This is a genomic window from Leucothrix pacifica (assembly GCF_003172875.1).
GTDB classification, from domain to species: domain Bacteria; phylum Pseudomonadota; class Gammaproteobacteria; order Thiotrichales; family Thiotrichaceae; genus Leucothrix; species Leucothrix pacifica.
The window spans coordinates 1-24,054 of record NZ_QGKM01000001.1; the positions used below are offsets into that span (position 1 = coordinate 1).

General features: G+C 46.8%; 24 protein-coding genes. 6 read left to right on the forward strand and 18 right to left on the reverse strand.

Features of this window, described 5'->3' with window-relative positions:
- Positions 1-198 precede the first annotated feature (198 nt).
- Genes DKW60_RS00005 through DKW60_RS00020 form a run of 4 tightly spaced genes read right to left on the reverse strand, consistent with a single transcriptional unit; the run spans position 199 to position 1,313 of the window.
- Positions 199-444 (reverse strand): GDCCVxC domain-containing (seleno)protein, encoded by a 246-nt coding sequence (locus DKW60_RS00005; protein ID WP_109835608.1) that lies wholly within the window; start codon positions 442-444, stop codon positions 199-201.
- The gene (merF, locus tag DKW60_RS00010) at positions 414-629 is read right to left on the reverse strand and encodes a mercury resistance system transport protein MerF (protein ID WP_109835609.1); all 216 of its coding nucleotides are present in this window, start codon (positions 627-629) and stop codon (positions 414-416) included. Before merF ends, DKW60_RS00005 begins: the two co-directional genes overlap by 31 nt.
- Positions 626-940: a cation transporter gene (locus DKW60_RS00015; RefSeq protein ID WP_109835722.1), complete on the reverse strand. Its 315-nt coding sequence runs from the start codon at positions 938-940 to the stop codon at positions 626-628. The genes merF and DKW60_RS00015 overlap by 4 nt, the downstream gene beginning before the upstream one ends.
- A gap of 22 nt (positions 941-962) precedes the next feature.
- Positions 963-1,313 (reverse strand): mercuric transporter MerT family protein, encoded by a 351-nt coding sequence (locus tag DKW60_RS00020; RefSeq protein WP_109835610.1) that lies wholly within the window; start codon positions 1,311-1,313, stop codon positions 963-965.
- Between the two features lie 63 nt (positions 1,314-1,376).
- On the opposite strand from DKW60_RS00020, the gene DKW60_RS00025 reads away from it, so the two are divergent.
- Both DKW60_RS00025 and DKW60_RS00030 read left to right on the forward strand, forming a co-directional pair.
- Positions 1,377-1,769, forward strand: a complete 393-nt coding sequence (locus DKW60_RS00025; RefSeq protein ID WP_109835611.1) for a MerR family DNA-binding transcriptional regulator — start codon at positions 1,377-1,379, stop codon at positions 1,767-1,769.
- Positions 1,770-2,085: 316 nt separating this feature from the next.
- Positions 2,086-2,343 carry a ribbon-helix-helix domain-containing protein gene (locus DKW60_RS00030; RefSeq protein ID WP_109835612.1) on the forward strand — a complete coding sequence of 86 codons (258 nt, stop codon included), beginning with the start codon at positions 2,086-2,088 and terminating at the stop codon, positions 2,341-2,343.
- Between the two features lie 171 nt (positions 2,344-2,514).
- Here the strand turns inward: DKW60_RS00030 and DKW60_RS00035 are convergent, their stop codons facing one another.
- The 7 genes from DKW60_RS00035 to DKW60_RS00065 form a co-directional block, all read right to left on the reverse strand.
- On the reverse strand, positions 2,515-3,513 hold the full coding sequence (locus DKW60_RS00035) for a hypothetical protein (RefSeq protein WP_109835613.1): 999 nt from the start codon (positions 3,511-3,513) through the stop codon (positions 2,515-2,517).
- A 175-nt stretch (positions 3,514-3,688) separates the two neighbouring features.
- Positions 3,689-4,522, reverse strand: a complete 834-nt coding sequence (gene eutC / locus DKW60_RS00040) for an ethanolamine ammonia-lyase subunit EutC (RefSeq protein WP_109835614.1) — start codon at positions 4,520-4,522, stop codon at positions 3,689-3,691.
- Positions 4,519-5,958 (reverse strand): ethanolamine ammonia-lyase subunit EutB, encoded by a 1,440-nt coding sequence (locus tag DKW60_RS00045; RefSeq protein WP_109835615.1) that lies wholly within the window; start codon positions 5,956-5,958, stop codon positions 4,519-4,521. The genes eutC and DKW60_RS00045 overlap by 4 nt, the downstream gene beginning before the upstream one ends.
- A 197-nt stretch (positions 5,959-6,155) precedes the next feature.
- On the reverse strand, positions 6,156-7,814 hold the full coding sequence (locus DKW60_RS00050) for an electron transfer flavoprotein-ubiquinone oxidoreductase (RefSeq protein WP_245929514.1): 1,659 nt from the start codon (positions 7,812-7,814) through the stop codon (positions 6,156-6,158).
- Positions 7,815-7,978: 164 nt separating this feature from the next.
- Positions 7,979-8,404 carry a MaoC family dehydratase gene (locus DKW60_RS00055; RefSeq protein WP_109835616.1) on the reverse strand — a complete coding sequence of 142 codons (426 nt, stop codon included), beginning with the start codon at positions 8,402-8,404 and terminating at the stop codon, positions 7,979-7,981.
- Between the two features lie 99 nt (positions 8,405-8,503).
- Positions 8,504-10,270 (reverse strand): acyl-CoA dehydrogenase family protein, encoded by a 1,767-nt coding sequence (locus DKW60_RS00060; RefSeq protein WP_109835617.1) that lies wholly within the window; start codon positions 10,268-10,270, stop codon positions 8,504-8,506.
- A 91-nt stretch (positions 10,271-10,361) separates the two neighbouring features.
- Positions 10,362-11,987 carry an acyl-CoA synthetase gene (locus DKW60_RS00065; protein WP_109835618.1) on the reverse strand — a complete coding sequence of 542 codons (1,626 nt, stop codon included), beginning with the start codon at positions 11,985-11,987 and terminating at the stop codon, positions 10,362-10,364.
- A gap of 174 nt (positions 11,988-12,161) precedes the next feature.
- Between DKW60_RS00065 and DKW60_RS00070 the strand changes: the two genes are divergently transcribed.
- The 4 genes from DKW60_RS00070 to DKW60_RS00085 all read left to right on the forward strand — a co-directional run bounded on the left by DKW60_RS00070 (position 12,162) and on the right by DKW60_RS00085 (position 17,927).
- Entirely contained in the window at positions 12,162-14,627 is a 2,466-nt protein-coding gene (locus tag DKW60_RS00070) for a cache domain-containing protein (RefSeq protein WP_109835619.1), read from the forward strand.
- A complete protein-coding gene (locus tag DKW60_RS00075) occupies positions 14,617-15,342 on the forward strand; it encodes a response regulator transcription factor (protein ID WP_109835620.1) in 726 nt (241 codons plus the stop codon). The genes DKW60_RS00070 and DKW60_RS00075 overlap by 11 nt, the downstream gene beginning before the upstream one ends.
- A gap of 185 nt (positions 15,343-15,527) precedes the next feature.
- Positions 15,528-16,931: a solute carrier family 23 protein gene (locus DKW60_RS00080; RefSeq protein WP_109835621.1), complete on the forward strand. Its 1,404-nt coding sequence runs from the start codon at positions 15,528-15,530 to the stop codon at positions 16,929-16,931.
- Positions 16,932-17,096: 165 nt separating this feature from the next.
- Positions 17,097-17,927, forward strand: coding sequence for a class I SAM-dependent methyltransferase (locus DKW60_RS00085; RefSeq protein WP_109835622.1), 831 nt, complete (start codon positions 17,097-17,099; stop codon positions 17,925-17,927).
- A gap of 66 nt (positions 17,928-17,993) precedes the next feature.
- Here the strand turns inward: DKW60_RS00085 and mnhG are convergent, their stop codons facing one another.
- Genes mnhG through mbhE form a run of 7 tightly spaced genes read right to left on the reverse strand, consistent with a single transcriptional unit; the run spans position 17,994 to position 23,878 of the window.
- The gene (gene mnhG / locus DKW60_RS00090; protein WP_219988578.1) at positions 17,994-18,374 is read right to left on the reverse strand and encodes a monovalent cation/H(+) antiporter subunit G; all 381 of its coding nucleotides are present in this window, start codon (positions 18,372-18,374) and stop codon (positions 17,994-17,996) included.
- Positions 18,367-18,711 (reverse strand): MrpF/PhaF family protein, encoded by a 345-nt coding sequence (locus DKW60_RS00095; RefSeq protein WP_109835624.1) that lies wholly within the window; start codon positions 18,709-18,711, stop codon positions 18,367-18,369. Before DKW60_RS00095 ends, mnhG begins: the two co-directional genes overlap by 8 nt.
- The gene (locus tag DKW60_RS00100; RefSeq protein WP_109835625.1) at positions 18,711-19,184 is read right to left on the reverse strand and encodes a Na+/H+ antiporter subunit E; all 474 of its coding nucleotides are present in this window, start codon (positions 19,182-19,184) and stop codon (positions 18,711-18,713) included. The genes DKW60_RS00095 and DKW60_RS00100 overlap by 1 nt, the downstream gene beginning before the upstream one ends.
- Positions 19,184-20,776: a Na+/H+ antiporter subunit D gene (locus DKW60_RS00105; protein WP_109835626.1), complete on the reverse strand. Its 1,593-nt coding sequence runs from the start codon at positions 20,774-20,776 to the stop codon at positions 19,184-19,186. Before DKW60_RS00105 ends, DKW60_RS00100 begins: the two co-directional genes overlap by 1 nt.
- Positions 20,773-21,144 (reverse strand): NADH-quinone oxidoreductase subunit K, encoded by a 372-nt coding sequence (locus DKW60_RS00110; RefSeq protein WP_109835627.1) that lies wholly within the window; start codon positions 21,142-21,144, stop codon positions 20,773-20,775. Before DKW60_RS00110 ends, DKW60_RS00105 begins: the two co-directional genes overlap by 4 nt.
- A complete protein-coding gene (locus DKW60_RS00115; RefSeq protein WP_109835628.1) occupies positions 21,144-21,563 on the reverse strand; it encodes a Na+/H+ antiporter subunit B in 420 nt (139 codons plus the stop codon). Before DKW60_RS00115 ends, DKW60_RS00110 begins: the two co-directional genes overlap by 1 nt.
- The gene (gene mbhE, locus DKW60_RS00120) at positions 21,563-23,878 is read right to left on the reverse strand and encodes a hydrogen gas-evolving membrane-bound hydrogenase subunit E (protein ID WP_109835629.1); all 2,316 of its coding nucleotides are present in this window, start codon (positions 23,876-23,878) and stop codon (positions 21,563-21,565) included. The genes DKW60_RS00115 and mbhE overlap by 1 nt, the downstream gene beginning before the upstream one ends.
- Between the last annotated feature and the right edge of the window lie 176 nt (positions 23,879-24,054).

Consider the following 24,054-nt stretch of genomic DNA (forward strand, 5'->3'; position numbering starts at 1 on the left):
AAACGGTCAATTCATCAATAACTAGAATAGAATAAATTGTCGGTTCCTGAGTAAGACCTTGGCCTGATAGTATTATTTTCAGGCCTCTTTTGGGTCGCATCGAGATAAGGTCTCGTTCAATTTTTGTTTGAAGTACAGATCCAAATACGGATACCAGCTTCGTATAATCGGCGTTATGTTACTTTTGCCCAGACCTTTTTAGTCTATTACTTCGATCGAACAGCAGTTATCACCTTCCTGTATCGGCGGACAGGCAACCGTGCCATAAGAGCAATAGACGCAGCAATCCCCCGCCTTAGGTTTGAGCAAAGCACCGCAACCCTTGCAGTCGTAGAACCACTGACAGGCATTAGTAGGCATTGTCTCAGTCTCAGTGTGCCCACACTCAGGACAAGTAATATCCGAATCAGGTATTACTGTCTTTGCTGCTGTCGTTGTCGCCATAACCCATACCCCGCTATCAAAATGAAAATACCTATTGCTGGTAATAAAACCGCATCTTTATACAACACGCCCAACAGGCCAGTTAAACCCACTGCTGTTAGTGTGACCGGTAATAAAGGCGTCACACAGCAGGCAGCGGCTAACACGGCACCAATAACGCCGGTATAAATTAATTTCTTACTCAATTGGTCTCAGTCTCTACCAGTTCTGAAGGGAAGCCGACATTGGTGGTAGCTGCAATCAGTTTTTCCACACTGGTTTTACTTTCATCAAACACAACAATCGCTTTCTTTTCATCAAAAATGACCTCTGCGCTTTGAACGCCTTCTGTTTCGGTTAGTGACTTTTTGACGATGTAGGGGCAGCTGATACAAGTCATTTTCTCAACGGTCAGCGTGACGGATTTTTCTGTGCTAACACTTGAATTATTTGCATAGAGTAAATTTGTCATCGATAGCAGTATTAGTGTTAAAAAACTAAAAATTAGTGATTTCATGCTGTTCATTTGATTGATTCCATTACGTTAAAAACAAAGGGGCTATGAAGGGGAATGCGAGTGCTAAAACAATCAATGCCAGTGATAACCATAAAACAACTTTAACAATACGATTGGAGGCTGGCTTTGCGCAGTAGCTATCAGGTTTACATTGGGCTTTGGGCTTGAAATAGACCCAGTAAAACCCCACGGCAAAGCACAGTAGTGCGACAGCAACAAACACAGGTTGGTACTGATTCAGGCTGGTTAGTGTGCCTATCCATGCACCGCTGATTCCTAAGCTAAACAAGACCAACGGGAGTATGCAGCACGCTGTTGAACCGATAGCAGCGCCCAGACCACCCAGCGCCGCCCACTTGGCATTATTATTCATTGTCGTGTTTCCAATAGCGGTGATAACCCCTATCCTAAGCCTCATAGTAACTATGAGGTCAATATGAGAATCGGAGAACTCGCCCAGGCGGTAGGCTGCCACATTGAGACAGTGCGGTACTATGAAAAAATAGGACTGATTCCTGCATCAGCACGTAAACCTAACGGTTACAGGGATTATTCAGATAAACATTTGCAGTATTTGCGCCTTGTGCGTCGCGCTAAGTCATTAGGCTTTGCTCAAAGCGAAGTACAAGCGTTGGTGAATCTTATTGAGAGCAAGGATAACTCTTGTGAGCAGGTTTTCAGTATTGTGACACAACAAATTAAAGTCCTTGATGAAAAATTAAAGGAGATTCGTCGATTAAAAAAAGCTCTCACTGATTTATCGTCAGCTTGTAAAGAAGACAAGCTTAGCGACTGTCCAGCATTAGAGGAATTATTGCAGGAGCATTGATTACTGAGTTAATCACTTTTATATAATTAGGGTACACCCTAATTAGAGGGTTGCTGATCATCAAAAACAAGTCTAAATAGGGTTATATTGACGGTTTTTAGAGGTTATTAAAAAAACCTCCATACCCTATTTGTAATTTCCTATGGCCTTAGTCAGATACGTCAGCACTACTGATACATAGCGCTAGCAGCATGGTCGATTCTCAAAATGCAGGTAACTCCTGGCTATACTTGCTAAGATTTAAATATCCATCCAAAATAGATGTACAACCGAGAAAGCCACCCAGCTACTTCATGGAGAAGCGAGACTAGCCACCATGCAAAAAACACAAGTTTTTATCCGTGACGATCAGAAAAAAGAACTATCACGCCTTGCACGTATCACAGGCAGGAAGCAAAGTACCCTTATTCGAGAGGGGATAGACCTTTACCTAGAAAAAGCCAAAGTGCAGAGTACCTGGAAAGAAAACATGATGAGGCTCGCAGGGTGCTTAACTGAGGAAGAAGGGGAGTCTATGCAAGAAACGGTTCGACAGTTAAGATCTGGCTGGAATAACCGTATCCAATCTATATAGACGTATATCGCTCATGAAAACCCTTATTGATACTTGTGTGCGATTGATTTCATGCGGAATTTTGAAAATGCTGTCGAGTTCATCGCTCAATTAGAGTCTCAGCCTTATATTTCTACGATCACGTTGCAGAGCTATATGCCGTTCATATATCTGATATCTGAGTTAATAAGCTCAGTCTCCGAAGTGTTTTAAAGACACCTCAGTCTCGTCTTCTAACAATGCAATTGCCTCATCCAACTCAGCACGAGCACGTTGCAGACGCTGAATTTGCTGTTGGCGATCCGCATTAAAATCAGTGTCATTGATGCAAGGCTGCAAGTGTTGAGCACAGCGCAACGCCATCTGACGCGTGTATTCCGCTGTCACGTAATTCGCCGGATCAGCATGTACCAACTGATTCAAAGCCGTGAAGTCGGGAATGCTCACATCCGCATAATTATAGCCATTCACCAAAGTGATTCGCTCGCCCTCAGAGGTGATGCCTCTGGCCTGATGCACCACGTAATTTCCCTGCATCATCACCGCATAACCCGCGCCCGGCATACTCGGCGCAATCACACTGTCTTGTGGAATTGTCTCACCGGCTTTATGGATGGCAGCCATTTCATCACGCGTGCCTTTGAAATACTGAAACTCGCCACCTTCCACCGTATTCGGGTCCGTCACAAACATCACAAAATCCGCCTGCAGGGTATCGTAATGCCATTTATCAACAGCCTCGCCGACCGTCAGCGGTTGGTAGTTCAGATGGGATAATTGATGACACATCGCATGCGGTAGCAACGGGGTTTTCATCAGCGCCGAAATGTGCTCCGCAATATCCACACTGATACTAAAATCACGCAGAAAGTGCGAACGATAAGTGCCACCTCTGGTGTTTCTGGAGATGCGAGGATTTGAAGTTGTGAAAGCTTCAAGCTGTTTGCACACGTGGTACATGGCCGCCACACCTTCGTCACTCAATACCCGAAAACAGGAAGTCGCCGCAATATTGGTGGGCGTGGTACCTTTAATTTCATCGCCATAGCCCAGCTCATTAAGCGTTAACACATGCTCTGGCTGACCTAATTCTAGGTGAATGGCGGGATCAAACACGGGGTCGTCCGCGATCATTTCAAAGTCAGGGGAAGTGTCTGGGAAGCGGTGTAGGCTGAGATTGAAGTTTGGCATTGTCTGAGGTCTATGTTTTGGTGTTACCCCATTTTCGCAGATTTATCAGTTGTTAGCTGATGTAATGAAATGATGATTTGAATGCCAAGCTTCAATGATAATTTAAGTGTAGAAGTTCAGACTGAATCCGGACTTCTACAGATTAATCGCTAAGAAATCGTCACAAACTGTGTTTTCAAGGCAGTAAGAAATTCCGTTTTTCACCGCCGGCTTCGATTAGCGTATCCTCAGAGCGCTCTTTCAAATCTACGCCAGACAACTTCAAACGACGCGCTTCCTTCAATAAATAAATCACTTTACGCACGGCATCGCTGTGACTCAAACCGGACTTGCGCACATTAGAAATACAATTTCGTCTGGCATCGGTGAGGCCAATTTTTGGTGCCCAAGTCAGATACAAACCAAGGCTATCCGGCGAGCTAAGTCCGGGACGCTCGCCCACTAAAACCAGTACAGCACGAGCATTGAGTAATTCACCGATTTCATCGCCAATTGCTACACGCCCCTGCTGCACGATAGTCAGTGGTGCAATCTGCCAATCATCCTGATCCTGTGTTAATTCCTTGAACAGAGCACCAAGAAATTCCGAGGTATTATCACTAATCGCCTTGGATGACAGGCCATCGACAACCGCAATCGCCAAGTCAAAGCCACTGGAAGTATCCGCGACCTGATTTCGTAGTTTATCCGCAGAAGGCTCATCCAAACGTCGTCCCAAATCCGGTCGCTGCAAGTAGGTCGGTCTATCAATCGCACGACTATGTAACTGCAAGGTTTCAGGCAACTCATGCTCACTGACCAGCCTGTCGAGCTGTGTTTCTAAGGCTTTAGTATCCAGCGCGGTATGCACAGCATCTTGCGCTTGGGCATGGGCTAACTGAAATTCCAATAGGGCTGAAGTTGGCAAACTAACACCGGTGCGACCGAGTCCTATACGTGCATCGGTGAAAGTTCGCAGCGACTCCCATGCATTCGGTGTGACGATATCAAGATCTTGTTTATCGCTCATGACTCACCTCCTTGATGGGCTAATTGCAGTGAGCGAGCGAACGGGGCTGGCAGTTTTTCATTGAGCCTGAATCCCTCTGCATCCTGAAAAATCTGCATTTTCGTCAGCCATGCTTCGAACTCTGGCGCAGGTCGTGCACCCAAGGCCCGACGCACATAAAGCGCATCGTGGAATGACGTGGTTTGGTAATTCAGCATAATGTCGTCAGAACCGGGAATACCCATAATGAACGTGCAACCCGCAACACCTAGCAAGGTCAGCAGATTATCCATGTCATTCTGGTCAGCTTGCGCGTGATTGGTATAACAAATGTCGCAACCCATTGGCAGACCAAGCAACTTGCCGCAGAAATGATCTTCGAGTCCGGCACGGGTAATTTCTTTACCATCAAACAGGTATTCAGGGCCGATAAATCCCACGACTGTATTGACCAATAACGGTGAATATTTACGAGCAACACCGTATGCACGGGCTTCGCAGGTTTGCTGATCCAGCCCATGATGCGCATTAGCCGATAAGGAGCTGCCCTGCCCTGTTTCAAAATACATGACGTTATTGCCGACCGTGCCGCGTTTTAAAGACAAAGCCGCATCTTGTGCTTCTGCCAGTGTTTTCAGGTTAAAGCCAAAGCTGGTATTAGTCGCTTCAGTGCCGCCAATGGATTGGAATACCAGATCCACCGGTGCACCTTTTTCAATCGCTTCCAATGTATTCGTGACATGCGTCAGCACACAAGATTGTGTGGGAATATCGTATTCCTGAATCACGCCATCCATCAGTTTCATTAACTTAATGGCTTGCGCGACATTGTCCGTGGCAGGGTTGATGCCAATCACAGCATCGCCACTGCCGTATAACAATCCATCCAAAATACTGGCGGCAATGCCCGTGACATCGTCGGTTGGATGGTTAGGTTGTAAGCGTGTTGATAAGTGTCCGGGAAGTCCAATGGTATTGCGGAAAGCGCTGGTCACTTGGCACTTTTGCGCGACCAGAATTAAATCCTGATTACGCATGATTTTGGAGACAGCGGCAGCCATTTCCGGTGTGATACCTTGATGTAAGGCAGTTAGAATCTCTGGCGTTGCCTGATCACTCAAAAGCCAGTTACGAAAGTCACCCACTGTCAGATGTGAAACCGGCGCAAAGGCATCCGCATCATGCTCATCCATAATCAGGCGAGTCACTTCATCGGACTCATAAGGAATTAAAGCTTCTTGCAGGAATCGTTTTAAAGGCACATCGGCCAAAACGTATTGAGCGATTACGCGCTCTTCGGCAGACTGGGCGGTGACACCGGCGAGCCGATCACCAGAGCGGGCTGGCGTGGCTTTCGCCATGAGTTCGGCGAGTGTTTTGAAGTGGTAAGTGCGCGTGCCATGAATATAACTAAAGGCGTGTTGTTTGCTGGCAGCTTGCGGTGAAGAGTCGGACATGGTCTTGCCTCTCTATGCGTGGGTGCGAAGTGAGCTGTAACCATCTTATTTAATATTCTCTGCAGCTTCAATCAGCAATTAGTAGGGATATCAAAACTGACCGTCCCACTGGCTGATAAAGTTGGGCTTGAAATGATAGGACGGAGCTTCTAACCACACCCTATCATTTAGTTTTAGGCATCCACCTATCTGCTAATTTACATATTCGGATAACTCGGTCCACCGCCACCTTCCGGTGTCACCCACGTAATATTCTGACTAGGGTCTTTAATATCGCAGGTTTTACAATGAATGCAGTTCTGACTATTGATCTGTAGCATTGCTTCTCCTGCTTCCTCAATAATCTCATACACACCTGCAGGGCAATAACGCTGCTCTGGCGCATCATATAGCGGTAAGTTTTTAGACACCGGAATACTTGGATCTGTCAGCTTAAGATGACAAGGCTGGTTTTCTTCATGAAATGTATTGGTCAAAAATACCGACGATAATTTATCAAAGCTGAGCTTTCCATCCGGCTTTGGGTATTCAATTTTCGGGCAATCTGCAGCCGGTTTCATTGCGGCGTAATCTGCTTTTGTATCATGCAGCGTGAAAGATAACTTCCCTTTAAATAACCTCTGATCCAAATAGTTAAAGGCACCGCCCATCAACATGCCATATTTGTGCATGGCAGGGCCAAAGTTACGCGACTCATGCAGTTCCTGACCCGCCCAAGAATCACGGAAAGCCTGATCAAACTGCGTCAGATTTACAGAACCTGCCCCATTATTTTTGATCTGCTCAAACAACACTTCAGCAGCCACCATACCGGATTTCATGGCCGTATGCGTGCCTTTAATCTTGGCGAAATTCAACGTTCCGGCATCACAACCGACCAACAAACCACCGGGCATCGACATTTTCGGCAAGGCATTGAGGCCGCCTTTAGTAATGGCTCGTGCGCCATAAGATACCCGTGACCCACCTGCTAATACATCGGCAAAGACCGGATGGTGTTTCATGCGCTGGAATTCATGGAATGGGCTGAGATGTGGATTGCTGTAATTCAAATCCACAATTAAGCCGACCACTACCTGGTTGTTCTCAATGTGATACAGGAATGAGCCACCCGTTGCATCATCCAGAGGCCAACCGGAGCCATGTACCACCAAACCTTCCTGATGGTTTTCAGGCTTCACTTCCCACAGCTCTTTAATCCCAATCCCATAATGTTGGGGGTCAGCATCAGCACCCAGCTTAAATTTATTGAGTAGTTCCTTACCTAAATGACCACGACAGCCTTCCGCAAATACGGTGTATTTTGCATGAAGCTCCATACCCGGCTCGTAGCTGTCTTTCTTCCCACCCTCTTCATCAAGGCCCATATCAGGCGTAACGACACCTTTAATGCTGCCATCTTCATGATAAAGAATTTCTGCAGCAGGGAAACCGGGATAAATTTCGACCTCAAGCGCTTCTGCTTGCTCACCCAACCAGCGACTCACATTGGCAAGGCTCACGATATAATTACCCTCGTTATGCATGCTGGGTGGAATCATAAAATTAGGCAGTTTTATGGATTTACGCTCAGTGGTAAACAGGTGAACTTCATCACCGCTCACTGCGGTATTAAGCGGTGCTCCACGGTCTTTCCAATCTGGAAATAACTCATCCAGAGCGCGTGTTTCCATGACTGCGCCCGACAGAATATGCGCGCCCACTTCGGAGCCCTTTTCCAGTAGGCACACTGAGATTTCCTGACCTTGCTCAGCAGCTAACTGCTTCAGACGAATCGTCGTTGCTAAACCTGCAGGGCCGCCGCCGACCACCACAACATCATATTCCATACTTTCGCGTTCAGCACTCGTACTCATCCTGATTTCCCTCTGTATTCTCTAAACATCACAAATATTAACTATCACCCCAGATCACTCACACCCTCTAAGAAAGTGAAATATGCCGGTGGTTGTTTCACCCACTGAAGCGAAATCCTTAGCTTGCTTGGCTCGCTTGGTATATGCGCTATGCTGCAGTAGCCTCAAGTAGTCGCTTCACGCTCCAGCCAAGGTACGAACATCACTGCGTCACCGATTAATAGCAGGTTGCCCAGTGAATCAACACACTTGGTGCTGAAACTAACAATCGGCTTAGTAGGATGAATCTCCTTAATCTCAACGCTGGCAGTCACCAACATATCCAGAAATACCGGCGCTTTAAACTGCACATTCTGCGCCATATAAATCGCACCCTCACCCGGTAATTGCTGCCCTAACAATGCTGAAAACAAGCTGCCGACTAGCATGCCATGAACAATACGCGACTTGAACTTTGTGTTAGCAGCGTAAGCCTCATCAAGGTGTATAGGGTTTCTATCAGTCGACAGTTCAGCATATTGCCGTACATCATCATCGGTAAACTTGCGTTGCAACTGCGCACTGTCACCGACTTTTAATAATTTATTCATAACTTTATATCACTTTATCTTGCTAGATCTACGCCCCGAAACAGATCGCATCACTTAGAACGCACACTCTGAATCGGGACAAATATTCAGTTTTTAGATTTAAAACTGCTCGCCTGGCATAGCCATTACAACATCGCTTCCTGACTTCACTACCGCAAGACAAGATTTGGTTCGTGGCAACATGTGCTCACAATAAAAACGCGCGGTATGAAGCTTTGCATTCAAGAAGTCCTGATCACCGTCACCCGCATCCAGCATGGCACGTGCTTTCATCGCTCCTTTGACCATAGTCCAGCCACCGCAAAGGTAACCAAACAACATCATGAAGTTAGTACTCGCACTACCGGCGTGGTGCTTGTCATTCTCAGCACTGACTAACAGATGCTGATAAGCGTCCATGCCGTCTTTCAGGGCTTGTTCAAAGCCTGTGACAACGCTATTTTCAGGATAAGCCGACTGGCTAAGCGCCTCTGATGTGGCCTGCATTTCATCTAGTAACAGCTTTAATGAGGCTCCTTGATCCATCAGCGTTTTACGACCCACTAAATCCAACGCCTGAATGCCCGTGGTGCCCTCGTAAATCGTCAGAATGCGTGCATCACGTAAGTGCTGTGCCGCGCCTGTCTCTTCGATGTAACCCATACCGCCATGAATCTGCACACCTAACGATGTAAGCTCCTGCGACATCTCAGTCAGCCAGCCTTTAACAATAGGCGTCAGTAACTCAAAACGTTTGGAGTGATGGGCTTTTTGTGTCTCACCACTAGCACCCGCAGCACGATCCAACTCAGCTGCTGCGACCAATGCCAATCCACGCATAGCTTCAATGGATGACTTCATCATCAACAACATACGGCGCACATCCGGGAATTCAATAATCGGAATTCGTGAACCATCGCGGCGAGTGCCCTGCACACGGTCCTTAGCATAAGCAAGCGCCAATTGATAAGCGCGCTCAGAAATGGACAATCCTTGCAAACCAACCGCCTGACGCGCATGGTTCATCATGGTGAACATATAGACCAAACCTTTGTTTGGCTCGCCCACTAAATAACCTTCAGCCCCGGCAAATTCCATGACGCAGGTTGGGCTTCCGTGAATACCTAGCTTATGCTCCAGCGACAAGCAATTCACTGCGTTGCGTGTTGCTGGCTCACCAGCGCCATCCAGTGTGAACTTTGGCACAATGAACAAAGAAATACCTTTAACCCCGGCAGGAGCATCCGGCAGTCTTGCCAACACAAGGTGAACGACATTATCAGTCATCTGATGATCGCCCCAGGTGATGAAAATTTTCTGCCCGGTTACTAAATAATGGTCACCTTCAGGAACTGCTTGTGTCTTGATCGCCGCCAGATCAGATCCTGCATCTGACTCGGTTAGATTCATGGTACCGGTCCATTCACCACTCACCATTTTAGGGAGCCATGTATTCTGAAGTTCCTCGCTAGCATGGTGTGCGATACTTTCCATCGCCCCCATACTCAACATAGGACACAACGCAAACGCCATATTGGCTGAGTGCCATACTTCATTAACCGCCGTATTCAATACGTTTGGCATGTTTTGGCCACCAAAGTCTTCAGTAGCAGCCAGCGATAACCAACCATTCTCTGCGAACTGCTGGTAGGCTTCATTAAAACCAGGTGAGGCTTCCACGCCATAATCACTCAGCTTGGCGCCTTGCAGATCACCTGTTTTATTCAAGGGGGCCAATATATCGGCACCGAACTTACCGGCTTCATCAAGCACGGCAACCGCCAGTTCCATATTAGCGTCAGACTCGCCACTTTCACACAGTGCATCAAATTCTACAATTTGTTCCAGGCAAAATGCGGTGTCTTTATAGGGGTGAATGTAACTCATAAACGAAATCCATAAAAATGAGTGGCCGAGCGGCCACCCTAAGCTTGAGGCCTACTAACGGAGGACATAGTGGGGCCTTGAAATAAGTTATTTATTCAGCATTAGCCCATTCGCGTAATACGAATTTTTGAACCTTGCCGGTTGAAGTGCGTGGTAGCTCCACAAATACAAACTTTTTAGGCACTTTGAAATGCGCCATATGCTCACGACAATATGCCTTTAGCTCGCCATCAGCTACTTCAGCACCCTCGGCTAAATTAATAAAGGCACAAGGTACTTCACCCCACTTCTCATCCATTTTCGCGACAACCGCAACATCCCCAACCGCAGGGTGTCGGTACAGCACATCTTCTACTTCCACACTGGAAATGTTTTCGCCACCAGAAATGATAATGTCTTTAGAGCGATCTTTGATCTCGATATAGTCGTCTTCATGCCATACCGCCAAATCACCAGAGCGGAACCAGCCACCTTCAAAGGCAGCATCCGTGGTTGGTGGATTTTTTAAGTAACCTTTCATGACGATATTGCCGCGCATAAAAATCTCACCGATCGTTTGGCCGTCTTTTTTCACTGGTTCCATCGTCTTAGGATCAGCCACCATCAGACCTTCCTGCATAGTTACACGCACACCTTGGCGCGCTTTTAATTTGGCTTTTTCTTCAGATGTCCGATCATTCCAGTCATCATTCCATTCACACACTACACAGGGACCATAAGTCTCGGTGAGTCCGTAAACATGCGTGACCACAAAGCCCATGTCTTCCATGCCCTGAATGACTGAAGCTGGTGGCGGCGCACCTGCTGTCATGACTTTCACCGCATGATCAATACCGGACTTCTCTGCCTCTGGCAGACTATTGATCATATTCAGAACAATCGGCGCACCACAGAAGTGATCCACCTTTTCTTCTTTGATTAATGCCACAATCTCATCAGCGCGCACATGGCGTAAACACACATTCACACCGGCTACTGCAGCAATTGTCCAAGGGAAACACCACCCGTTACAATGGAACATTGGCAACGTCCAAAGGTAAGTCGCCTGGTTAGGCATACCCCATGACATGACATTGCTAACTGCATTGAGGTAGGCACCACGATGATGATACACAACGCCTTTAGGGTCGCCCGTGGTTCCAGAGGTATAGTTTAGGCTGATCGCATCCCACTCATTCTGAGGGTTCTGCCAGGCAAAATTGACATCACCTTCCGCCAGCAGTTCGTCATAGGTCAATTCACCCAGCAACTCGCCACCTTCAAACGAAGGATCATCAATGTCGATCACTAGAATGTTCTTGTCGAGAATCTCCAGTGCCTGCTTAACCGTTGCAGACATTTCACGCTCTGTGATTAAGACTTTCGCTTCAGCATGCTGCAAAATAAACGCAACTGCTTCGGCATCCAGACGAGTATTAATGGAGTTTAATACGGCACCAATCATAGGAACCGCAAAGTGTGCCTCAAAGTGCTCCGGCAGATTAGGACACATGATAGATACAGTGTCACCCTTGCCAATACCACGCTTTTGCAATGCACTGGCAGCTTGACGACAACGGTCGTAAGTTTGCTTCCAGTTACGACGTACGCCAATGTGCACAACAGCCGTTTTATCAGGATTAACCGAAGCCGCTCGCTCCAGAAAAGTCAGCGGGCTTAGCGCTTCAAAATTAGCAGGTACCTGACCCAGTCCCTGATCGTATATATTAGCCGTCATTAGATTTCTCCTCTCAATTCCGGTATTCAAACTGTATTGAACATCATATCTTTCAAAAAAATATCGCTATGTCATTTGACTTCCTGTAGCGCTATGTCAGGATGATACGAAGAGATCGTTGCGTTAATATTTCCCAATTGTATCGAATTGTAACGCCCCCAGAGGACATCTATCTTGCCGCGTAACTGGCCGCTCACCCCTAAGCTGTCGCGTCGCTTTCTATTGACGCTGCTAGGCATCACTATTGCTACTTACAGTGTGGTCTACTTGTTTTCGGTGCCTTTCATTAAGCAAAAGGTATTTGAAATCGAGCGAGACTCCAGTCGCTTGGTACTCGACAATGTGACTGAGTTAGCCAGTCGCATGTACAGCAATGTGGAGGGCTATCGTAAGCAAGCCTTAGAAAGCCATCAGCAGAAATTAAAAGTCGCAGTTTCACTGACCGAAGCCTTCATACAGACAGAGTTTCAGTCCGCCGAAGCAGCACTGATTCCGGCGTCTAAAGTTCGGGAGAAGGTTTTCTCTGTCATCCGTAAATTTAAGTATGATGAGAATAACTACATCTGGATTGCTGACTACCAAGGCACGCTGCTATCCCACCCGGACCCTCGCTTTTATGGGGTCAAGTCTCCCTTAGATGATGGCGTAGCAAAGCCCGTTTTGGAGAAGCTGCTCAAGCAAGTTCGCAAGGAAGGGGAAGGCTTTTACGCCTACCAATGGAACCGTCCTCAGCAAAAACAAGGATTGGACAAAGTCTCCTTTATTAAAGACTATCCGGAATGGGGCTTTGTAATTGGTTCCGGTGTGTATCTGGATGATTTGGAAAAAGAGGTACAAGTCCTGAAGCAACAAGCGTTGCCGGATCTTCGCAACGCACTGTTAAAAATAAAACTCGCTAAGACGGGCTATCTGTATATTTTTGATGCACAGAAAAACATGCTCATTCATCCCAATATAAACATTGACGGGACACGCTTTAATACACTCACTAACCCCTTGAGCAAACAACCCATCGCTGATGAATTAATCTCAATAGCGGATACTGGTGAGGAACTCCATTACCTCTGGGATAAACCTGATGACCCCGGTAACTACATCTACGAGAAACGATCGTTGGTGCGCTATTTACCGGGATTCGACTGGTATATCTGCTCTTCCGTATACCTAGATGAATTAAGTAGTAGCTCGGAGTTACTCAGCAATCGCCTGCTCACTCTTGCAACGGTCACCCTGCTTATCTCATGGATATTGGGTTTGTTCTTTGTAGGCCGGATTACTCGCCCGCTTGAGCATTTATCAATGACTGCTGAAAAAGTACAACAGGGTGACTTATCCGCTCGTAGTAATTTAGTGGGTGATGATGAAGTCGGAAAATTAGCGCATAGCTTTGACAGCATGGTGATGCGTCTTGAAAACAATATCGACACATTGGACTCACAAGTCAAACGTCGTACCGAGGAAATGCTGGAGGCCCACGCTAATGCACAGCGCATGAAAGCAGTCGGGCAACTCGCAGGCGGCTTAGCCCACGACTTTAATAATTTGCTCTCCATTATTTTAGGCAATCTATCACTCCTCAAAGATCGCAACCCATCGAATGAGGAATTGAATAACTTCTTAGATCCTGCTATCAAAGCATCACAACGCGGCACGAACATCACCCATCGTTTACTTGCCTTCGCACGCAAACAACCGCTGCGCCCCACTACTGTTCAAGTGAATCAACTATTGACAGATACCTGTGTTTTACTGCGCGGCTCACTACCCTCCTCAATCACTCTTGAAACGGTCTTTAGCGATGAAGCACTTGCCGTCAATGTCGATGCAGCCTTAATGGAAAGTGCCCTGATCAATCTCGCTCTGAATGCGCGTGATGCCATGCCTAAAGGCGGTGTATTGTCTCTGGAGTCATCGTTGTGCGAGTTTACTCAACCCCAACATGACTATGATGAAACTGTGCCGGCAGGGCGTTATGTATGCCTGCTGGTCACAGATACAGGTTCCGGTTTTAACGAAGAATCCTTACAGAAGGCATTCGAACCATTCTTTACCACCAAAACAGAACTGGATAATTCTGGTCTGGGTTTGAGTATGGTGTATGGCTTCGTTAAACAATCCAATGGTTACATCCACATCAATAGTAAAACAGGGGAAGGAGCCGCGATTAATGTATTACTCCCTGCGGTTGATTATGAGGCTAATGACACTTCGCCAAATAAAGCACCTGCTTCATCGCAATGGTTGAAAAATCAATTAGCTTTGCTGGTAGAAGATGATGCAGACGTCAGACGAGTTGTAAGAGAGCAACTCATGTCGTTTGGACTGAATATTATTGAAGCGTCGAGCGCACAAGAAGCAGAGCAACTGATTAAAAATATTCCACATCTGGATTTACTAGTGTCAGACGTGCGCCTGCAAGGCGTCAGTGCTGGTCCTTTATTAGCGGAACTGTTTGCTGCACAAGGAAAAAGTCGTATTATCTTACTGATGAGTGGCTATACTCATAGTGTACAGATTGATGGTAAACAGGGTGTCTTAACGTTTCCTCTGCTAAGGAAACCGTTTGATAAAGAAGCCCTTTATGATGCGCTCTTGCAGGCACATCATGCATTAATCAGGGAGGAGGTTCATGACCAATAAACACCATACCATTTACATTGTTGATGATGAAGTGGCTATCTGCGAGTTACTGGAAAACGAATTCCAGCTGCACGGTTACACCACGCGTAGTTTTCAGACCGGAAAAGAAGCCCAGCAAGCCATTGATTCCTTGATCCCCGATGTGTGTATCATTGATTTAGGCCTGCCCGACATGAACGGCTTGACCATCGTCCGTGACCTAATGGATACCTGTGAAACGGGTGTCATTATCCTTTCTGGCCGCAATAGCTTGCCCGATAAGGTACTAGGCTTAGAACTAGGCGCTGATGATTACGTCAGCAAACCGTTTCAACCCAGAGAACTGGTAGCACGTGCCAATAGTATTGTCAGGCGTATGGGGCGTTACAGTGAGAATGCTCAGAGCGCTCAGCAAAATACCCCCAAACAAGCTCATTTTGATGGATGGAGCTTCGATGTCCCCACTCTGTCCTTGCATAATACCGATGGCCGCACAGAGAAATTAAGTGCTGCAGAAGCAGAACTACTCCTATCATTCTTGCACTCACCTCAGCAAATTTTGTCACGGGATCAGCTAATGAAGCAGCAAATGGATGCTTTTGATCGCTGTGTGGATGTTCGCATGTCACGTATTCGTAAAAAAATTGAGCGTGACCCCAAAGACCCTGCTTTGATCAAAACTGTCTATGGTGTTGGGTATATGTTCGCTAGTAGTGTGGAGTGGGATTCACACTAGTATCTCATCATCCGTTGATTATCACGTGATAGTTTGAATCCAATGATGAGCATTCATAGCGCTACCATATCAATGTTAAATCACTCAATTACATTTCGTTACATTTCAGCAATCATTTAGAAAAAGTCCTCCTCTATGCTCCTCCCTCAAGTTTAAATTTGCTTCATTGAGAGGAGTTAATCGTAATGCAAGTTATCAAACGCGTAGAGGGCGGAGAGCAGCCCCATTGGCCGCTAGGTCCCTTCCAGATTCGTCTACCCTTTGTTCATTACCGCTGGGAAATGGCGGAAATGATTCAAGGCATGATCATGTTTGTCGTCGGTTTGGCGATGATTCCCCTGCTAGAAAGCACACTCGGTATTCCGTATGAAGCAGCACTTGCATTCACGTTTATCGCCGGTATTTTATATACCTTACCAGCATTACTTGGTGTGCCACTCGTTCCTGGCTGGATTACTCCGGCAATTCCAGTAGTACTCGTTTATTTAAAAGGCTTTGAGCCTGGCCCTGAAGCGATTCAAGCACTGTTTGCTTTGCAGATTGAAGTTGCCCTTATATTCTTTATTCTCGGTGCAACGCGACTGGGCTCCAAGCTAGTAGAGATTATCCCCAACTCACTGAAATCAGGAATTATTATTGGTGCAGGTATTGCGGCCTTAATGGGTGAATTGAAAGTCGGCGGACGCATTGATGGCACGCCTATTTCATTAATTCTGGGTGCTTTTATCTCAGCTTACATTCTATTCTCAGTATCGTTTAAGCGCCTGACAGAAAACCACCCGATTGCCCGTAAAATTGCTAACTTCGGTATGGTTCCCGGCATGATTCTGGCGATGATTATCGGTTGGATCGTGGGTGAATATCCACTACCTGAGATTGAGTGGGGCATGACTGATCCTAACTTTGCACTACTGTCTGAGTACTTAGTGTTTAATGTTGGCTTCCCTAATCTGGAAACGTATTTAATCGCCATCCCAACAGCGATCATTGCTTATGTTATCGCGTTTGGTGACATTGTTATTGGTTTCACCCTAGTAAAGCGTATTGACCATTTACGTACCGATGAAAAGATCGATATGAGTGTTGATCGTGTTCACTTAGTTACTGCAATTCGTAACTTCATCCATGCCTTGTTAGCACCATGGCCAGGACTTGCCGGACCACTATGGACAGCAGCCCATGCAACGGTTGCAGAGCGTTATGCGATTGGTCGTAAATCAATGGAATCCATCTACAGTGGTGGTGGTACCTTCTGGATTACAGGTTTGATTGCACTGATGATCCTGCCACTAGTGACACTGTTTAAGCCGGTACTTCCGATTGCTCTATCACTTACACTCATCCTAACTGCTTACATTTGTATCATGGTCGGTATGGAGCAGTTAAAAACATCGGTTGAGCGTGGTGTGGCAGGTATTGTTGCGGTAACGTTAGCGATGCCTGATCCTAAGTCTACGATCTTTGCGGTAGTGGTCGGTTTGGTGTTGTATTTCTTTATTGAAAAGCCACGCCTGCTAGGTAAAACAGAGACAAAGTCTGATGATGAAGCAGCTGCAGTTGCTCCGCAAGCAAAGGTAGAGACACCTTAATTCTCTATCCCATCAGATAAAAAAGCCCGGTGACTGAGCAAGTTATCGGGCTTTTTCGTATCAACTCAATATGAACTGGCAGGGTCGATGAGCAATTAGTTCGTGACAACAATTGCAACGCTTTGACAGTATAACCACAAACAAATTATCCGGAGGATCACTCACATGTCGTATGAAAAAGAGGTGTCAGATCACTATCTACATGGCAATTTAATCGATTTTATTCAGGCAGCGCTTCCTGCCATTGGAAAAACCACTGAGAGTGTCACCATTGAAGACCTCGCTCCAGTTGATGAATTTCATGTCGGAGGACGTGCTGCAACAGACCACCTACTCAATCAACTTAACATTACTAAAGAAAGCCACTTATTGGATGTTGGTTGTGGCTTAGGAGGCGCTGCCCGTTACATTGCCGCTAAATACAATAACCAGGTTACAGGCATTGATTTAATACCCGAGTACATCGAAACAGGCAGCATATTGTCTCGCTGGTTGAACCTTGATTCCTACGTCTCTCTTGATACAGGCAGTGCGCTTGCGATGCCCTACCAAGACAATAGTTTCGATGGGAGTTATATGCTCCATGTAGGAATGAATATCGAGGACAAAGTCTCTTTATTTAAGGAGGTATATAGAGTGTTGAAACCCGGCGCGTTTATCGGTGTTTATGACGTTATGCGTCAACAAGATGGTGAACTTATTTACCCTCTGCCATGGGCAACGGATAGTGGTATCAGTCAATTATCAACGCCAGAAGCCTATAAAGAATGCTTAATGAATGCGGGTTTTGATGTGTCCAAAGTAGAGAACCGGCGTGATTTTGCAGTCGATTTCTTTAAGCGAGTACGCGCAAGAGCACAAACCAATAAAGCGCCATCACCACTAGGGCTTCATATTTTGATGCAGGACGGTACAGCAGATAAAGTGAGTAATATGATTAACAACATTACAAACAATCTCATGTCGCCTGTTGAGATTATTGCTGTCAAACGATAAGCAGGTAATCGAGTGGTGCTGCGTTAATCGCTACCCAGTTTCACCGTTCTTTGTAACACCATTGCGCTATTTATCTAAACCTTGATCTGCATTGTCACTGAGCGCGTTTTCGCTAGCCTTGTCAGTGCTTTTCATCGCCGCATCATCAAACAGTGTTTTATCCCATAATGGTAATTTACGACGGTAGACAGCACGGGCAATTAAGTGAGCACCAACGGGTGCAGTCAAAAACAGAAATGCGATAATTAGCAAAGCTTTAGTAATCACCAGCGAGCTAGCAAAATACACCGATACGCCCAGTACAATCAGTCCCGCAGCTAAAGTTCCGGCTTTAGTGGTAGCGTGCATGCGGATCAGTACATCTGGCAGGCGTAGCAGACCCAGACCAGCGATGGCTGCAAATCCACCACCCAGCACAATCAGTACACTTACGATCATCTCAGTCATTAGTCTGGTCTCCTGATGTGGCAGTGTTAACACCCCTAGCAGCTTTGGCCAGTGCTCTATCTTCTTCATCACTCACGGGAATATTACTGTGTTCTAAGTAGCGCGCGAAACCAACCGTCGCTAAGAACCCGATCAGTGCCAAAGCAAGACCCAGATCAAGATAGGCCGCATTCCCCAGCCGGAGGGCTAACAGGGATGACACGGCAACCAATAAGATAGTGATCAAGTCCAAGGCTACGATTCTGTCGGCAGGCGTCGGCCCCTTATACATGCGGATACAGCCGGCGATAATGCCAAACGCAGTCAGTGCTAATGCGATATTTATTGCCAGTTCCATTAGCGCATCGCCTCCAAAACCCGACGTTCCATTCCTTTGTGAAGCTCCTGCTTGAATGCTTCAGGGTCATCAACAAACATGGCATGAACCAACAGATGTGTTTTATCTTCACTGATATCAACCGATAGCGATCCCGGCGTCAGTGATACAAGGTTGGCGAGCACGGTAATTTCTGCATCCGTCTTTGCTTCGATAGGCACAGCAATCAGTGCTGGTTTGCTTCGGTGTGTTGGTGTCAGCACATCCCAGGCTACTTTTAAGCTGGAGATAATCAACTCATAAATGAAGTACAAGGCGAGCATCACTCCGTCAAACAATGAGCTACAGTAGCGACTCGCACCAAACAACGGCTGAAGAATAAATAAAACAGCATAACCAACCAAAAAGCCGACCAATACGCTGGACACACCAATACCGCCATTCAGAGCGGCCCATACAAAGGCAAGAATCAGATTTGTTGCAAATGGCGTCATTATTTCTGTACCTCATTCAAGTTGCCTGGAGCAGCTGACCGATTAGGCAGTACCGTGTCGATATACGCGCTAGGATCGATTAAGGTCTTCGCCGCTGTATCAGACAGTTCGATAATCTTACCGGGCATTAATCCTATTATTAACATAACAGCAGAAAGACCAAGCACCGGTGTCCAGATATAGAGATTTGGAGGCACTACCAGTGGCACGGCTGATTTCACACTGCCATTCTCGACAACAATAATATCACTGTCCAATGACTCAACAATTTTTGGCCCACTCTCTAATGGTTGTGGTTTCCAGAAGGCTTCTAACCAAATACGCATGAGCGGGATAAAGGTCAGTAAGCTGGCGATAATCACGAAGGTAATCACAATGGCAGCATCATGATGAAGACCTGCTTCAAGGATCAATAGCTTCGCCCAAAAACCAGAAAGCGGCGGGATACCGATAAGAGCCAGTGCAGCAAACAAGAATACCATAGAGAATCCCGGACGCTCCTGATACAAGCCACCGAGACGTGATAGCTCAAAGCTACCCCCTAGTTTTCCAACAATGCCGGCAATCATAAACAACAGTGCTTTGATCAAAATACCATGCACCATATAGAAAATCGCAGCTCCCATAGCCAGCGCAGAGCCTAGTCCAAGTCCTAGCAACATGAAACCTATCGACCCGATGACATGAAACGCCAGAATACGACGTATATCGCTATGCGTCATGGCACCAAATACGCCAAGTATCATCGTCACCAATCCCAATCCGAGCAAGGTCGTATCGACCACTGAGTGTTCTCCGGGGAAGATTAACGTAAAGGTTCGAATCAGTGCATAGATTCCGACTTTTGTCATCAGTGCAGCAAACACCGCGGTGACGCTGATCGGCAAGGTGTGATACGACGCAGGTAACCAAAAATACAATGGGAAAACCGCAGCCTTAATACCAAAGGCAACCAGAAACAACACTGCCACAACCGTGACTAATGCCTGATTTTCAACTTGTGGCACACGTATAAACAGGTCGGCCATATTCAGTGTGCCGGTCAGTCCATATAGCAAACCAATTGCCGTTAACAGCAGCACCGTAGAGATGAGGTTGATAGCAACGTACTTTACCGCACCATCCAGCTGTACCTTGTTTCCACCTAACACCAGCAGAGCGAATGAGGATATCAACATCACCTCAAACCAGACGTACATATTGAACAAGTCACCCGTTAAAAACGCACCGACCACACCCACGATGAGCATATTCAGGAACGTAAAAAAGCCACCGGCTATCCTGTCTCTGGAAATGTCACCCACGGCATAGACATTCACGCACAAGGAGACAATCGCAGTGACGACAATGAGTATCGCGCTGAGCATATCCGCGATCAGTGTGATGCCCATTGGGGCTTGCCAGCCACCCATTTGGTTGGATACCGGTCCACCGCTGGCTACCTGATATAACAATATAAAAGACAGCATCAGCAAGGCAATCGAACCAAAGATGCTGATCACACCACGTGATTTAACATCGCTGGTCAATATAAAACTCAGCGCTGCCGTCATCATTGGCACAAGCAGGCACGCAATCAACAGCCCGTTCATGATGACTTCTCCGAATCTGCAGGGTCTTGGCGTTTTTCCGCCAATGTCATTTCATCCACATTTAAAGTACCAATCGCTTGATACGCCTTATGCGCCAGAACCAGCGTAAACGAAACCAGTCCAAAGCCGATAACGATTGCGGTTAGCACCAGTGCTTGTGGCAAAGAGTTCGCATATTCTGCGCTACCACCGTCGGTAATAAGTGCTGGTGCGCCTACGGTCAGGCCACCTACTTTAAAAATAATCAGGTTCGCAACGTTACTGATCAGCACCAGACCAAACAGGAATTTAACCAGGTTACGGCTCAGTAGCATCCAGACACTAACGGACATTAAAACGCCCACTAAAAGACTCAGTAAGATCTCCATCAGAGCTCCTCCTCCAAGGCGATTACCATACCTGACACACCACCAACAACCACTAAATACACGCCGATATCGAATATCAGCGGCGTACCCAAGCCTAAACCCTTCTCTGTTTCAGTCGCTCCGATAAATAACCACATGCCGGTTAAAAACGAACTATCCTGAAGCAATGGCAACAGACCCGAAACTACACTGGTTAGCAATCCGATTAACACCAAGGTTTGCGGGGCAATGCGCAGCAGTTTGCGCATCATGCCTGGCCCTTCAGCCAGTCCATAAACGATAATTCCTGCTGCAGCGACCAATCCACCGATAAAGCCTCCACCCGGTTCATTGTGTCCGCGCCATAATAAAAACACAGAGAAGAGCAACATCAGTCCCACCAACAGGCGGCTAATCGTACTAAATATTAAAGAATTCATTAGCGAGGCCCCTGTGCATGTACACGAACTTTTAACAGCGCAATCACAGCCAATGCTGCTGTTGCTACCACGGCTACTTCACCCAAGGTATCCAGTGCACGGAAGTCTACGAGGATGACATTCACAATGTTGCGACCGTAGGCTTGAGCCAAACTGTTTTCTTCAAAGAAATGCGTCACGGTGAGATCCAGAGGAGTAAGTGATACACCAAGCGTAATAATGGCCATCACAACTCCTGCCGCAATCGCGATGACAGCATCACGCAGACCTCTGGTTTTAGCCGGATCCGTTTGATCCGGAAAGCGCGGAAGTTTAATCAGTACCGTCGCAATCAACACAACAAACAGCGTCTCTACCATCAACTGTGTAATCGCAACATCAATCGCACCAAACACGAGGAACAGCACCGCGACACCACTCCCCACAACGCCAAGCGCACAGATTGCGAGTAATCGCGTGTTACTAAAGGTCAGCACCAATGCAGCACTAATCATCAGGAACACCACTATCGCAATAAACGGCGTCACCGGAGTAAGTCGGTCAAAGTCCATACTGACAGGGTGATAAAGCAGTGTGACTGCCACTGAGACCACAAAAGCCATGAATACAATCGTCAAATAATGACTTAATGAGCCTGTTTGCAAGCGGTTTGTGAGTTTCGATGCCACAAACTGCGTGCGATTGAGTAAAAACTCATAGGCTGAATCACCGACAACGGGCAACTTCTCAACTAAGTTATTAATCATTCGGCTGACAATGCTTAGGCTAAAGAACAACATTATGCCAACCGCCACAGTGATGATACTGAGAATCAATGGTCCGTTAATACCATGCCATAGAGATAGCTTTACCTCAGCTGAGGCGGCCATCACACTACTGACTGCGGGTTGTATAACGTATTCAGTGATCTGACCGGGTAACAGACCGGTTAATAATCCTGCGATTGCCAAAACCACAGGACCAACCCACATTACGGCATACACTTCTTTTGGTTCACGCGTGATGGTGGACTCTCCACCCAAAAACACGCGGAAAATAAACGTCAGCGCAATACCTACCATCATGGCATTAGCAGCCACCGCAGCCGCCACGATTATCCATGGTTGGTCTGCGATCGTTAATGTTCCTTCATAGATCAGCTCTTTACCGATAAACCCGAGAAACGGTGGAAAGCCTGCCATCGATAAGGCCGCAAGCACCGCACCTAAGGCAGTGATTGGCATGAAACGAACCAGCGATCCCAGCTTGTTAAAATCACGTGTTCCCGTGCTTTTATCCACATTACCAATGGCCAGGAACAAGGCGCATTTATAAAACGCATGCACGATCAGGAAGGTCACCGCCGCCAGTGCCGCAATCTGTAAATTAGATGCAAGAAACATCGTAATCGTGCCCAGCGCCATTACGGTCGTCCAAGCCAACATCAGTTTCAGATCTGTTTGGCGTAACGCCATCATGGATGACCAAACCGCGGTAATTCCACCGGCAATACTCAGGGCATAGAACCATTCCTCAGTACCACCGAGTGACGACTGAAGCCGCATCATTAAATAGATACCCGCCTTAACCATGGTCGCAGAGTGCAGATAAGCACTAACCGGCGAAGGTGCTGCCATCGCGTTAGGTAGCCAGAAATGAAACGGAAATTGTGCGGACTTGGTAAAGGCACCCAACAAAATAAGCGTGAGTATGACAGGATAGTGCTCGTGCTCAGTAACCGCTGATCCCGAGGCGATGATCTCTGATAACAAATAACTGCCGGAAGCCTGCCCCAGCATAATCAGTCCAACCAATAAGGCTAGCCCGCCGCCGCCAGTTACCAATAATGCTTGCAGTGCAGAACGCCGCGCCTGCGTGTTTTCGTGATCGAAACCCACTAATAAGAAGGAGGTGATCGTCGTCAACTCCCAAAAAATAAACAACAGGATGATATTGTCCGACGACACCAGTCCAAGCATGGCTAGCATGAAGGACAGCAACAGCCATTGGAGCCGCGCATGGCCTTTGTGTACTTTGAAGTACCCGTAGGAATAGAGGAAGACCAATATCCCTATGCCACTAATCAGCAATCCGAAAAGCAAGCTGAGGCCATCCACACGAAAGTCCAACTGGACGCCTAAGCGTGGCACCCATTCACCACTGAAAGTCCAGGGTGTACCAGCGGCTATTGAGCTAACCTGTGACAGGTAAGCAACGAAAAATACGATTGCGGAGATAAGCGCGCAGGCAAATGCGGTATTGGCGGAGCCGTTGATACCTTTTCTTATCTCGGAATTACTGTAAGCGTTGGTTTGCGAAGTTATATCAGCAGGCATAGTCTAGTAATAACAGAGTAAGGGCGAGGGAAACAACCCGGTTAATATGGATGAAAATATCATTAAATCAGTTCAGCATATTACACTACTTGCCCGGAGTATGGCAGAGCAGCTACCTAGGTCAAATGGGTTAGGCGTATAAAAAGTCTCACTACCTAAAAAACTAAAAAGGCCGA